Source organism: Limnochorda sp., from assembly GCF_047459355.1.
Lineage (GTDB): Bacteria > Bacillota > Limnochordia > Limnochordales > Limnochordaceae > Limnochorda.
The window spans coordinates 45,984-58,878 of sequence record NZ_VSCV01000012.1 but is presented as its reverse complement, the minus strand read 5'-3'; the positions used below and the strand labels follow the sequence as shown (position 1 = coordinate 58,878).

The 12,895-nt window shown below is 72.5% G+C and carries 7 protein-coding genes; 2 read left to right on the top strand and 5 right to left on the bottom strand.

What is annotated here, in order from left to right; all coding sequences use genetic code 11:
* Nucleotides 1-123: 123 nt before the first annotated feature.
* Nucleotides 124-975, bottom strand: coding sequence for a phosphosulfolactate synthase (locus FWJ67_RS06175; RefSeq protein ID WP_304171834.1), 852 nt, complete (start codon nucleotides 973-975; stop codon nucleotides 124-126).
* Nucleotides 976-1,519: 544 nt separating this feature from the next.
* Between FWJ67_RS06175 and mgtE the strand changes: the two genes are divergently transcribed.
* Nucleotides 1,520-2,872 (top strand): magnesium transporter, encoded by a 1,353-nt coding sequence (gene mgtE, locus FWJ67_RS06170; RefSeq protein WP_414482639.1) that lies wholly within the window; start codon nucleotides 1,520-1,522, stop codon nucleotides 2,870-2,872.
* A 26-nt stretch (nucleotides 2,873-2,898) separates the two neighbouring features.
* Here mgtE and yjjX read toward each other — a convergent pair whose 3' ends face one another.
* The 4 genes from yjjX to FWJ67_RS06150 all read right to left on the bottom strand — a co-directional run bounded on the left by yjjX (nucleotide 2,899) and on the right by FWJ67_RS06150 (nucleotide 7,965).
* Nucleotides 2,899-3,429: an inosine/xanthosine triphosphatase gene (gene yjjX, locus FWJ67_RS06165; RefSeq protein ID WP_414482638.1), complete on the bottom strand. Its 531-nt coding sequence runs from the start codon at nucleotides 3,427-3,429 to the stop codon at nucleotides 2,899-2,901.
* A gap of 13 nt (nucleotides 3,430-3,442) precedes the next feature.
* Complete coding sequence (locus FWJ67_RS06160) at nucleotides 3,443-4,843, bottom strand: Ig-like domain-containing protein (protein ID WP_304171840.1); 1,401 nt, start codon at nucleotides 4,841-4,843, stop codon at nucleotides 3,443-3,445.
* Between the two features lie 276 nt (nucleotides 4,844-5,119).
* Complete coding sequence (locus tag FWJ67_RS06155; protein ID WP_414482271.1) at nucleotides 5,120-6,604, bottom strand: M16 family metallopeptidase; 1,485 nt, start codon at nucleotides 6,602-6,604, stop codon at nucleotides 5,120-5,122.
* Complete coding sequence (locus tag FWJ67_RS06150; protein ID WP_304171842.1) at nucleotides 6,604-7,965, bottom strand: M16 family metallopeptidase; 1,362 nt, start codon at nucleotides 7,963-7,965, stop codon at nucleotides 6,604-6,606. Before FWJ67_RS06150 ends, FWJ67_RS06155 begins: the two co-directional genes overlap by 1 nt.
* Before the next feature lie 170 nt (nucleotides 7,966-8,135).
* Between FWJ67_RS06150 and FWJ67_RS06145 the strand changes: the two genes are divergently transcribed.
* Nucleotides 8,136-12,860: a DEAD/DEAH box helicase gene (locus FWJ67_RS06145; RefSeq protein ID WP_414482637.1), complete on the top strand. Its 4,725-nt coding sequence runs from the start codon at nucleotides 8,136-8,138 to the stop codon at nucleotides 12,858-12,860.
* Nucleotides 12,861-12,895: the final 35 nt, after the last annotated feature.

Sequence of the window (12,895 nt, the reverse complement as noted above, 5' to 3'; positions counted from 1 at the left end):
GCCAGGCGATCCAAGCCTTCCACGAGCTGGTCCAGGAGCTGGAGCGGCTGCTGGAACCGTGACGGGACGGTAGGAGGAGTCACGGGTCCTTCGGAGCTGAGGTGAGGCGGCCGGGGGTGAGGGCTAGGTGGCCCGCACCACCGGCCGCAAGGTATCCCCCCGCAGGCCCACCCGCAGGGCTTCCAGGGCCAAGAGCTCTCCCGGGGGCACGTTCCCCAGGTTGACGTTGGGGCCGAACCGCTCGATCAGGGCCTGTTGCTGCCCCTTCTGGGGCGCTTCCCACAGGAGGCGTTCGGGCCCCCCGGCGGCGGCCACCAGCCCTTCCACCAACGCCGGATCCAGGGATCCATCCTCCCGGTACACCCCCACCCCTTGGCCGGTCTCTCGCCCTTCGATGATCACCCACGCCGCGCCTGCCTCCAGGTCGGCCCGGACCAGCTCAGCCATCAGCGCCGGTGAGGGGCGGTCTGCGGGGTGCTTCTTCCCCACCTCGGTGATGACGGTGAACCCCGCCTCCGTCAACCGGGCCACCACCTGAGCCCGGCGGGAGAGAGGCAAGGGGATGGTGCCGTCGGAGACCTCCGCGACGGCCAAGTCCACGGCCAAGGCCCGCTCAATCCACGCCTCCAGCCGATCCTGGTAGACGGCCACCTCCAGGAGGGTGCCACCGGGGTAGACCTCCACCCCATACCGGCGGGCCAGGCTGACCCGCCGGGCCAGGGCCTCCTGGCTGAGGAGGGCCGAGGTGCCGAAACCCAGCTTCCAGAGATCAACAAAGGGGGCGGCCATGGCCAGCCACCCCTCCAAGGCGGCGAGGGGCGTCCCCTTGTCCAGCACCATGGTGAGCCCCACCTGCCGAGGCTTGGCCAGCCTGCCCGGCAGGGGCGCTTCCACCACCCCGTCCCACGCCCACCGGGCACCGCCCGGCCCCGCTTCCCCACCCCTGGCCAGCCCGTTGGCCTTCTGCCGTTCCACCCAGGCATCCCACCCGTCCGTCGGTACCAGGTCGCCCTACGACCCAGCCTGCGACAGTCTATGGGCGGGACCAAGGGGGTGACCTCAGAAGGGTCATCAGAAGCTCCACTGGAGCCCAAACCACGGGCGGCCGGCCACCGCCGCTTTGCCGGCCAGGTGACCCACCGCCGGGGGATGGAAACCCTTTCCACGGGTTCCGCCGGCTCGCCGTCCGAGGCTTCCCGTCGGCCTCCGGCCCTTGAGGCTGATTGCGTGGCGGAAACGGAAGGTGTACAATCGGACCGGCACCTGATTCGTCATGAACGCCTGTGGCACCGGAGGGGGTGAGGGCACCATGGAACAGGGACCGAGTCCGAGACGGGGCGAGCCGTTCAGGCGGTCGTTCCCGACCTTGGAACCTTCACGCGGACGTCGGATGATCATGCGCGGCCGCCCGGCCCCTGGAGCCTGCTGCGCCCTTGCCCACCGGCCTCTTCGAGCCGGGAGGCGGTTCGTGGCCTAATCCCTCCAGGTCGGCCGGCCGGCCGCTCGAGGAGGGTGTGCCATGAGCCCCATCTCCCAAGACCTGCTCCAACTGGTCGCTGACCGGGCCTTTCCCCAGATCAAGAGCCACCTGCAGGGCCTCTCCACCCACGACGCCGCGGATCTCTTGGAGGAGCTCCCTCCCACCAGCCGGGCGGTGGTCTTCCGCCTCCTGGAGAAGGACCGGGCCATCGAGGTCTTCGAGTACCTGGAAGGGGACAAGCAGCAAGAACTTCTGGCCAGCCTGCACGATCACGAAGTGGTCCAGATCCTGGAGGAGATGTCGCCCGACGACCGGACGCGGCTCTTGGATGAGATGCCGGCCAAGGTGGCCAAGCGCTTCCTCGCCCAACTCTCACCCGAGGAGCGGGAGATCGCCACCCTCCTCCTGGGCTACGCGCCCAACTCGGCGGGCCGGTTGATGACGCCCGAGTACGTCAGCATCCAGGAGAACTTGACGGCCGGCCAGGCCCTGGAGAAGATCCGCCGGGTGGGGTTGGGGAAGGAGACCATCTACAACATCTACATCACCGACTCAGGTCGCCATCTGCGGGGCGTCGTCTCCCTGCGGGACCTGGTGCTGGCCGATCCCCACCGGCCGGTGGGGGAGCTGGCCGTCCACGACGTGATCAGCGTCCGGACCGATACGGACCGGGAAGAAGCAGCCCGCATCATCTCCGAGTACGACCTGCTGGCCCTGCCCGTGGTCGACCGGGAGGGGCGGCTGGTGGGCGTCATTACCGTGGACGACGCCATGGACGTGCTGGAGGAGGAGGCGGCCGAGGACTTCCACCGCTTCGCGGCCATGACCCCCGAGAGCGGCTCCCGGGCCGACCGCTACTACGGCCTGAGGCCCTTCCAGCGGGTGGCCCGGCGGCTCCCGTGGCTCTTGGGGCTCTTGCTCTTCAACTCTGTTTCGGGGCTGATCATCGCCAGCTTTGAGAGCACCCTGCAGGCGGCCATCGCCCTCACCTTCTTCATTCCCGTGATCATGGCCACCGGCGGGAACACCGGCGCCCAGACGGCCACGGTGACGGTGCGGGCCCTGGCCACGGGCGAGCTGTCGGGTCGGGAGGTCTGGCGGGCCCTGCGAGGCGAGCTGGTCACGGGGCTCATCTTGGGCGTGGCCTTGGGCCTGGTGGCCTGGGTGATGGCCTACCTGCGGACGGGCGAGAGCTTCCTGGGGCTGGCGGTGGCCATGGCCCTGGCGGCGACGGTGGTCGCCTCGGGGCTGGTGGGCGCGGCGCTGCCCTTCGTCCTCCGGCTCCTCCGGATCGACCCGGCCGTCGCCTCCGCGCCCTTCATCACCTCCGTCGGCGACGTGATCAGCCTGCTCCTCTACTTCTTCACCGCCCGGGCCCTGCTCCAGCTCTGAGCCCTCCCACGCCGGCGCGCTCCGCCTCAGGCGCGGTCACCCTCCAGGAAGGGGGAGAGCGCGTAGGCACAGGCCAGCTCCCAGGTCTGCCGGCGGGTGACGTAGCCCCGGGTGAGGAGGGCGACCGTCCCCCCTTCTCGGCCGATCTGGGGGTTGCCGCTCCGTTCGGCCATCACCTGGCCCAGCTCCCGGCCTTCCCGGAGCCAGGCCGTCACGTCCGGGGGGAGGGGGATCACCAGCCCGCAGCCAGCCCCCTCCCGTCCGGCCCCATCCAGGGCGACACACCACCCCACGAGAAAGGCCCTCGCCCCTTCCAGAGCCACGCCCGCCTCCATCCCAAGACCGATGGCGGCGTCCGTCGCCTCCAGCGCCCGGCGGGCCCGATTCCGGGCCCCTGCCACCGTCTCCCCCTGGCTCAGGGGCTGGTTGCGGACCCCGCTGGCCACTTCCACCGGCAGGACCTCCGCCCCGGGGAAGTAGGCCCGGACCACGGCCCGGGCCGCCTCCACCTTGGTGGGGTTGGTGGACCCGACGGCGATTCGAAGGGGTTGCGCCACACCGCCAGCCTCCTCACTGAAAGAGATCGATCCCCGTCACCAGGGCCAGCCGGGCCTCGGTGGCGGCCTCCTCGCCCCGGCGGAAGATCAGGTCCGCGTTGAGCTCCACGGGGATGGTGAAGCGGTGGCCCCGGAACCAGCTCATCTGCGTCCCCAGGGTGAGCCGGACCGCCAGCCCCGATTCGATGCCCTGCCGCAGGGGCGCCACCAAGCCCACCCCCGTGCCGAAGTAACCGCTGCTGCTCCGCTGCATGGCCTCCAACATCACCGTCAGGTCCTGGCTGGGCCGGGCGTCCAGATCGAGGGTGACGCGGCCGCCGCCCAAGAGGGAGCTGAAGAAGCCGGTCAGGAAGGTGAGGGGGTTCTCCAGCCCCCGGCTGAGGTCGACCCGTTGGGCGGTGGTCTGGAAGGCGGCGCTGGGGGTAAGCCGCAGACCGAAGACCAACGGGTTCTCCGCCTGCCCGGCCGTGCCCGCCACCGTCGCCCCGCCCCGAAAACCCAGGGTGGGCGCCAGCACCTGCACGGTGACCGAGGCGGCCCCGGCCGTGGTGGGCCGGCCTAAGGCCTGGACCTGGACCGTCGCCTCGCCAGGCGCCAAGGCGGTCACCACGCCGTCGGAGGAGACGGCGACCCGACCTTCATCCCCCGACTGGAAGACCAGGGTGACGTTGGGCAGGAGGGTCCCGTCCTGGTCAAAGGCGAGGACGTTCAGCTTGTGGCTCTGGCCGATGGGTAGCCGGAGGGCCGAAGGCAGGACCACCAGCCGCTCCACGGCGCGGGGCACCACCTCCGTCTCGGGCGGGTAGAGCTGGCGGAGCAGGTCGGCTGCCTTCTCCAGCATGGCCGGGGCCTTGTCGGCCACCGCCACGGCCGAGCCGACCAGCTGAGCGGTGGGCGCCGGCCTGCGGCTCAGCTGGTACCGTTCCACCACCGCCACCAAGCCGCCTTGCACCGCCATCAGCCGCCCCAGCACCGCCTCCTGGACCTGGCCCTGCTCCAAGAGACCTTCCGCCGCCTCCTGAAGCCAGGCCCGCATTCCTTCCGCGGTGGCGTCGCCGTCGGCGGCTGGGATCCCCGCGGCCCCCAGATGGCGTTGGAGCCGGACACCGGTCAGGGGGCGGAACTGCCCCGACTGGACCAACCGGGCGGCCAGCGCGTCGGGCAAAGCCTCGGCTAAGAGCCGAAGGTCCTCCGAGTCGGCCGGGGTCTGATTGAGCACCTGCAGCGGGAAGAGGGCGACCACCGGGCCTTCGACGGTCCTGCTCCCCTCGGAGAGGAGCCCGTCCACCTGCGCCGCGGCCGGCAGTGCCACCAAGAGCCCCAACAGCACCCCCAGCACCGCTTGCCGCCAGCGGCCAGCCCATGCGGCCTGCCGAAGCCCCGGGCCCCCCTTGGCCTCAGGTCGCTGTACCATGGGATCGCCCCCTCCCGGTGCCAGAAGGCTTCTCCCCTTCCGAGGCCTCGCCCTGACACCTGGCTCCACTCGTGCCAGTGGTTTCACCTGGGAACGACCGCCCCCTGCCGGAAAGGGTTTCCGGCGCCGGGGCCGACCAGGTGACCAGTCGGTGCCGTCCCGGACCAAAAGGGTGAGGCCCGGCAGTCAGGCCGGGCCTCCATCCGTCTTGGAAGGTCGGTTGGGCACGGGCTGGGCGGCAGGTCCTCCCGCCACCCCGGGCCCACCCGCCCGGCGTCACCGGTCGCCCGGGCGATACCCCCGGACGGGCGCGGTCCAATCCACGATCTCCACCTGCTCCCGGGGCACGCCGAAGATGGGCCCGGGGGCCGTCTCCAGCACGGCCGGATCGCCCAGCAGGACCACCGCGAAGCGCTCGGGGTCCAGATGAGCCCGGATGGCCCCGTTCACGTCAGCCAGGGTCAGGGCGGCCACCTGCTCCGGCACGTCGGTGATGGGGTCCAGGCTGCCGTGATCCAGGATGGCGTCGGTGACCAAGGCGGCGGTCCCCGCCAGGGTCTCCAGCTGGAGGGGGAACCGGCCCAAGAGCTGGCTCTTGGCCTTGGCCAGCTCCTCCTCGGTGACGCCCTCCTCGGCAAAGCGGCGCAGTTCCGTGTGGATCGCCTCCAGGGTGGCCCAGAGGCTCTCGTTCCGGGTGAAGGTGGCCAGCTCCCAGGCCCCGGGGAAGCGGTAGGTGGTGTACTGGCTCCAGATCCCGTAGGTTTGGCCCAGGTCGCTCCGGATGGCCTGCATCAGCCGGGAGGCGAAGCCGCCGCTGCCCAGGATCTGGTTGGCCACCTGGAGGGCGACCCACTCCTCCGCGGTCCGGGCGGGCCCGTTCTGCCGGAGGCGGACCTGCACCTGGGTCTGGCCCGGCCGGGCCACCCAGCGGACCCGGCTGGCCTCCAGCCGGGGCACGGGCTGGATCTCCGGCGGGGGCGCGGCCGGTCCCTGCCAGCTCCCGAAGAGCCGCTCCACCTCCTGCACCACCCACTGGGGATCCAGATCGCCCACGGCCAGGAAGATGGCCTCCCGGGGACCATAGTGATCCCGGTGGAAGGCGACGATGTCGTCCCGGGTCATGGCGGTGTAGGACTCTTCCGTCTCCGGCCGGCCCAGCCGGTGGCCTGCCCCGTAGAAGAAGGCGGCCGCATGGACGCTGGCCAGGGCCAAGGGATCATCCTTCTGCTGGCGGACGGCGCCGATGAACTGTTGGCGGAGAAGGGCCACCTCCGCCTCGGGAAAGGTGGGGTTGAGGACCACGTCGGCCATCAGCTCCAGGGCGAGGGCCGCGTCCTTGGCCACCACCTGAGCCGAGATCACCGTGTTCTCCGTCCCGGCCGAGCTGGTGAGGCTCCCCCCCACGAACTCAATGGCCTCCGCAATCTCCTCCGCCGTCCGGCTCGTCGTCCCCTGCTTGAGGAGGGCGGCGGTGAAGGCGGCCAGCCCCTCCTTGCCCGGTGGGTCGGCCAGCTTCCCCCGGGGCAGGACCAGGGTGAAGAGGGCGATGGGCTGCTCGTGCCGCTCCACCACCCAGACCTGGAGCCCGTTGGCCAAGGTCTCGTGGGTGACGGGTGGGACGGCGATGGGCTGGGGTTCGGTGATGAGCGGAACCTGGATCGCCCCGGCAGCCCAGACGCTGGGGGCGGCCAGGAGCAGCGCCAGGATTCCAGCCAGGGCGGCGGGCAGGCACCGGAGGGCGATCGGGCGCTGGCGGGTCATCAGCTGGCCCCTCCTTCCTCAAGAGCGGCGGGCGGCGCGGGCACCACATCCACCAGGGTGAGCCGGTCCGGCGTCAGGTAGGTCTGGGTCACCCGGACGATGTCGTCGGAGGTGAGGGCAAGGTAGGGGTCCAAACCCCGGGTGAACTTCTCCAGGCCGCCTTCCAGGACCACTGCCGAGCCGATGGCGTTGGCCACCCCATCCAACGTGTCCAGCGCGAAGACGTAGGTGGCCACCAGCTGGTTCTTCACCCGCTGGAGCTCCTCGTCGCTGACGCCCTCGGCCAGGCGCTCCACCTCCGCCACCAGCGCGGCCGCCACCGCCTCCGACTGGACCGGCGGCAGGTAGAGCCCCGCGAGCAGGAAGAGCCCCGCCTCCTCATACTGCTGGGCGAGGCCCAGGGCGGCCAACACCACCTGCTGCTCCCGCACCAGGGACCGGTACATCCGGGCGCTCTCGCCGCCCGAAAGGATCAGCCCCGTGGCCTGGAGGGCTTCCATGTCGGCGGAGCGCACGCCGGGGATCACGTAGCCGCCCAGGACCACGGGCAGCTGCACGGGGAAGGTGATGGTCTCCCGCCGGGTCTCCCCCGCCGGCTGGGGCGTCACCGGGGCCCGCTCCGGCACCGGGCCCGGCGGGATGGGCCCGAAGTGCTTCTCCGCCAGGCGGCGGACGGTGGCCAGGTCGGTGTCGCCGGCCACCACCAAGACAGCATTGTTGGGCACGTAGTACGTCCGGTAGAACGCCTCCAGGTCTTGGACGGTGATGGCGTCCAGCTCCTCCAGGAAGCCGTGGGGGGTCCAGGCGTAGGGCGTCCCCGCGAGGGCCACCGCCTGGAACCGCTCGAAGGCCAGGCTCAGGGGGTTGTTCTCCAGGCCCAGGCGGAACTCTTCCTTGACGACCTCCCGCTCCGTCTGGAGGTGCGCCTCGGTGAGGACCAGGTTGGCCATCCGCTCGGCTTCCAGCTCGAAGACCAGCTCCAGGTAGGGCGCGGGAACCTTGTTCCAGTAGACGGTCGCGTCCGCGGAGGTGAAGGCGTTCATCTCGCCCCCCACCTGGTCGATGATCCGGGCGTGCTCTTCCGGCCCCACCCGCTGGGAGCCTTTGAACATCATGTGCTCCAAGAGGTGGGCCATGCCCCGGCGCCCGATGGGCTCGTCCCGGGAGCCCACCCGGTACCAGAGGTTGACAGAGACCACGGGGGCGGTATGGTCTTCATAGACGTAGAGCTCGAGACCGTTGGGGAGGCGGTCGCTGGCCACCTCCACCACCGGCCCGGTCCCGTCCAGGGCGGCGACCGCGGCTGGCCAGAGCCCGCTCACCACGAGCGCGAGGGCCAGCCAGCGCCGGCATCGACGCATCGCGAGGGAGTCTCCTTTCCCTTGTGGGCGAAAGCCCTTGGTGGATGAGCAGATGGTGAACTTAAGTGAGTCTTTTCACCACTTGGGAGACGCCTCCTCCCGTGGCGCGGAAGGTGGTTCTCGGGAGGAAGCACAAGCCGAGGCCAGGCCCGAGGAGGGTGGCATGAGCCATGTCCGTCGACCGATCCAGTCCCAATCCGCCGGCAACGGGCGGATCAGCGGCTCCCGCGGAGGGCCTGGAGCTTTTCCACCCCATCGTGCAGGACTGGTTCCGCCGCCGCTACGGCCGGCCCTCCCCGCCCCAGCGGGCCGCGTGGCCCGTCATCGCCCGGGGTGAGCACACCCTCCTTCTGGCCCCCACCGGGTCGGGCAAGACCCTGGCCGCCTTCTTCGTCTTCCTCGATCGGCTCTTCCGCCGGATGTGGGAGCCGCCGGGCCCGGGAGCCTCCGAGGGGAGCCCCGTCGAGACCGGGGTCCACCTGCTCTACGTCTCGCCCCTGAAAGCTCTGGACAACGACATCCACCGGAACCTGGAGGAGCCCTTGGAGGGGATCGCCGCCCTGGCCCGGGCCCAGGGACTGCCTGCCCAGGCCCCCACCCGGGCCGTCCGCACCGGCGACACCCCGCCGTCGGCCCGCCGGGCCATGGTCCGCCGCCCGCCCCAGATCCTCATCACCACCCCCGAATCCCTCCTGCTCCTCCTGCTCGCGCCCCGGGCCCGGGAGATGCTCAAGACCGTCCGGGCCGTCATCGTCGACGAGATCCACCAGCTGGCGGGGAGCAAGCGGGGGGTCCAGCTGGCCCTCACCCTGGAGTGGCTGGAAGCTTGGGCCGGTCACTCCATCCAACGGGTCGGCCTTTCGGCCACCCAGCGGCCCCTGGAGCGGATCGCCGCCTTCTTGGGTGGGGACCGGCCCGTCACCATCGTGGATGCTGGGCCGCCGGCCGGGGCGGGCTCAGGAAAGGGGCTGGACCTCCTGGTGGAGGCGCCGGCGGATCCCTTCCGCCGGTCCCAGGAGGCCCTGGGCCGGCCCCCCACCTGGCCGGTGCTGGCGGCGCGCATCGTGGAGCTGATCCGGAGCCACCGCTCCACCATCGTCTTCGTCCAGAACCGGGGCCAGGCGGAGCGGCTCACCCGGGAGCTGAACGAGCTGGCGGGCGAGCCCCTGGTCCGGAGCCACCACGGGAGCCTCTCCCGGGAGGTCCGGGAGCAGGTGGAGGCCGATCTCAAGGCGGGCCGCCTCCGGGGCCTGGTGGCCACCAGCACCCTCGAGCTGGGGATCGACGTGGGGGCGGTGGATCTGGTCATCCAGGTGGAGTCGCCCAAGAGCGTCGCCGCCACCCTCCAGCGGGTGGGCCGGGCGGGCCACCTCCTCACCCAGACCTCCAAGGGACGAATCCTGGCCAAGACCCCCCTGGATTTGGTGGAGGCGGTGGCCGTCGCCCAGGCGGCCCGGGAGGGGGCGGTGGAGGAGACCCGGGTCCCAGAGAACTGCCTCGACGTCCTGGCCCAGCAGGTGGCCGCCATGGCTGCCGCCGGCCCCGAGGAGGGCTGGGAGGAAGAGCGCCTCTTCCGCCTCATCCGCCGGGCCTACCCCTACCGGCACCTGAGCCGGGCCGCCTTCCGCTCGGTGTTGAAGCTTCTCGCCGGCGGCTACAGCCACCCCGTGCTGGGCCGGCTCAAGCCCCGGATCGAGTGGAATCGGATCGAAGGGCGGATCGAGGGGCTCCCCGGCACCCGTATGGCGGTGGCCACCCAGGGGGGCACCATCCCCGACCGGGGGCTCTACCAGGCGGTCACCCACGACCGGCGCCTGGTGGGCGAGCTGGATGAGGAGTTCGTCTTCGAAAGCCGGGTGGGGGATGTCTTCGTCCTGGGGAACACCACCTGGCAGGTGGACCAGATCGGCCCCGACCGGGTGGTGGTCTCCCCCGCCCCGGGCCGGGTCCCCCGGCTCCCCTTCTGGCGGGGGGATCCGGTGGGCCGGAGCCGGGAGACGGGCGAGCAGGTGGGCCAGCTCCTGGAGGCCCTCGCCCGGCGGCTGGAAGGGACGGCTCACCTGCCGGGGCCGGAGGCGGAACGGGCAGCCGTCGCCTGGCTCCAGGAGCACTACCCCGCCGACGAGCAGGCGGCCCGCCTCCTGGTGGCCTTGGCCCGGCGGCAGCGGGCGGCCACAGGCTTCCTCCCCACCCACCAGCGCCTTCTCCTGGAGTTTTTCCCCGACGAGGTGGGCGACTGGCGGGCGGTCCTCCACGCGCCTTTCGGCGCCCGGCTCAACCGGGCCTGGCTCCTCGCCTTCCAGGCCCGGGCCCGGGAGGTTCTGGGCCTGCAGGTGGAGGGGGTGGTGGCCGACGAGGGCCTCCTCCTCCGGTTCCCCGGCTGGGGTGAGGCGCCCCTGGCCCTGGCGGACCTCGACCTCCTCCCCGACCTGGAGGCCCTCATCAGCGAGGAGGCGACGGGCAGCCCGCTCTTTGCCGTCCTCTTCCGCCACGCCGCCGCCCGGGCCCTCCTCATTCCCCGCTCCACCGCCCTCCGCCGCCGGCCCCTGTGGCAGCAGCGGCTCCGGGCGAGCGACCTCCTGGAGGCCTTCCGCGCCGAGCCCGACTTCCCCCTGGTGGTGGAGGCTTTGCGGGAGCTCTGGCACGAGGCGCTGGACGTGCCCGGCCTCAGGAGCGTCCTGGAGGATGTGAAGGCGGGCCGGCGGCGTCTGGAGGTGGTCCAGCGCCCCGCGCCCTCGCCCTTCGCCGCCGGCCTGGTCTTCCGTTTCCTGGGAGACTACGTCTACCACACCGACAGCCCCCGGGCGGAACGGCGGGCCCAGCTTCTCCAGCTCTCCCAGCAGGCCCTCCGGGAGGCCCTGGGCTCCCAGGTGCTGCGGGAGCTCTTGGACCGGGAGGTGATCGAGCAGATCCGGGCCGAGCTCCAGGGGACGGCGCCGGGCCGCCGGGCCACCACCCCCTCCCAGCTTCTGGACCTGCTGGAACGGCTGGGCGCCCTCACCCTCGCCGAGGCCCAGGCCCGCTGCGAAAGCGATGCCGGCCGCTTCCTGGCTCAACTGGAAGAGGCGGGGCTCGCCCGGCCCCTACCGCCGGAGCTGGCCCCCTGGGTTCCCGGGCGGGCCCAGGCCTGGGTGCCGGCGGCCTTGTTGGAGAGGCTGCCCGCCACCAACCCGGGCCCGGCCCTGCGGCGGGTGCTGGCGGAACGGTACGCCGCCCACCAGGGCCCCTTCACCTTGGAGGAGGCCGCCGCGCACCTGGGCCAGGGGGCCTGGCTGGCCGAGCTTCTGGCGGACCTGGAGGGGGAGGGCACGCTGGTGCGGGGCGCTTTCCGGGAAGGGATCGAGGGCGAGGAGTGGTGCGCGGCCCAGCTCCTCCGGCGGATCCACTGGGAGAGCCTAGCCGCGGCCCGCCGGGCCGTGGAACCCGTGCCCCTCGAGCAGGTTCAGGTCCTGGCCCTCCGGTGGCAAGGGGTGGGGCCCGGCGAGGAAGGGTCTCGAAGGACAGCCTCCCTTGCTGAGGCCTCGCCCGCGGCCCTGGAGGAGGATCTCGAGGCCGCCCTGGTCCCCCTCCGAGGGTGGCTTCTCTCCCCATCCCTCTGGGAGGCGGTCCTCGGGGCCCGCCTGCCGGCCTTTCCCCCGGGCCTCCTCCGGGCCGGGCTGGAGTACCTCCTCCGCTCGGGGCACTGGCTCTGGGTGGGCGGTGAGGTGGGCGGCCTGCCCGCCTGCGCCCTCTTCGAGCGGGATCGCTGGCGGGAGGTGGCGGGGGTCTGGGCCTGGCCGGCCCCGCCTGCCGGCGGCCTGGAAGGCCAGGTACTGGCTCTCCTCGAGGCCCGGGGGGCCCTCTTTTGGGATGAGTTCCTGGAACGCCTGCCGGGGACCAGTCCCGAGCGGCTGGAGGCGGCCCTTTGGACCCTGGCCCGCCAGGGCTGGGTGACCCACGACAGCCTGGAGGCCCTCCGGCTCTGGGAGGAGGCGCCGCCGGGCCAGGAGGGGCCGGCCCCCGCAGCGCCACCGGCGCCCGCCTCGGGGCTGCCCTCCCCCTGGCCCGGCCTCCCGGGCCGGCGTTCCGCCCGGCTGGCGGCCCGCCGCCGCATCCGGCAACGGCTGGGCCGGGACCAGCGCCGCCGGCGGGCCCTGGCCGCGGGCCGCTGGAGCCTGCTGCCGGGGGCGCCAGTGGCGGGCCCGGAAAGGATGCCCCCAGGCGGGACCCTGGGGACCCCCTTCGCTGTCCCACCCTCCCCGTCGGGAGGGGCCGAGGACGAAAGCCCGCGCCCCCAAGCCCTGACCGTGGCCCGGCTCCTCCTGGAGCGGTACGGGCTGGTCACCCGGGAGCTCTTCGACCTGGCCCCCCTGGGCCGCTGGGACGAGGTGGTGGAGGCGCTCCTCTACCTGGAGGCGGTAGGCGAGGTCCGCCGGGGCCTCTTCGTCCGGGGGCTGAGCGGGCTCCAGTTCGGGCTGCCCGAAGGGGTGGAGCTCTTGCGGGATCGGCCCGACCCGGAGACAGCCGGCACGTTCCGGCTCCTGGCCGCCCTCGACCCGGCCAACCTCTGGCCCACCCTGCGCCGTTCCAGTGGGGATCCTCACCCCTCCCACCCGCCGGCCATTCCCCGCCGGCCGGGAGTCTGGGTGCTCTTCCAGGGCCCTCGTCCCGTCCTGGTCCTGGAGGTGGGCCCCCAGCGGCTCACCCCTCTGGAGGCCTGGGAGGGGCTGGGCGAGGCCGGGCAGCGGGACGCCTTGGGCGCCCTGGTCGCCCAGCTCCCCCGGGTGGGGCTGCAGCGGGTGCGGGTCGGGTGGTGGGGCGACGCCCCCATCCTGGACCAGCCGGTGGCCGCCGTCCTCCAGCAGGCGGGCTTCCAGCGGGAGCCCAACGGCCTGGTCTGGATGCGCCTCCCATGACGCCTTCCCGGCCCTGATCCCGGCCTATGGACGCC

What these genes read in the sequence shown, in the direction of transcription:
- FWJ67_RS06155 (WP_414482271.1), bottom strand. Translation starts at nt 6,604, where the DNA reads ATGACCCGCCAGCGCCCGATCGCCCTCCGGTGCCTGCCCGCCGCCCTG.
- FWJ67_RS06145 (WP_414482637.1), top strand. Translation starts at nt 8,136, where the DNA reads ATGTCCGTCGACCGATCCAGTCCCAATCCGCCGGCAACGGGCGGATCA.
- FWJ67_RS06150 (WP_304171842.1), bottom strand. Translation starts at nt 7,965, where the DNA reads ATGCGTCGATGCCGGCGCTGGCTGGCCCTCGCGCTCGTGGTGAGCGGG.
- FWJ67_RS06160 (WP_304171840.1), bottom strand. Translation starts at nt 4,843, where the DNA reads ATGGTACAGCGACCTGAGGCCAAGGGGGGCCCGGGGCTTCGGCAGGCC.
- mgtE (WP_414482639.1), top strand. Translation starts at nt 1,520, where the DNA reads ATGAGCCCCATCTCCCAAGACCTGCTCCAACTGGTCGCTGACCGGGCC.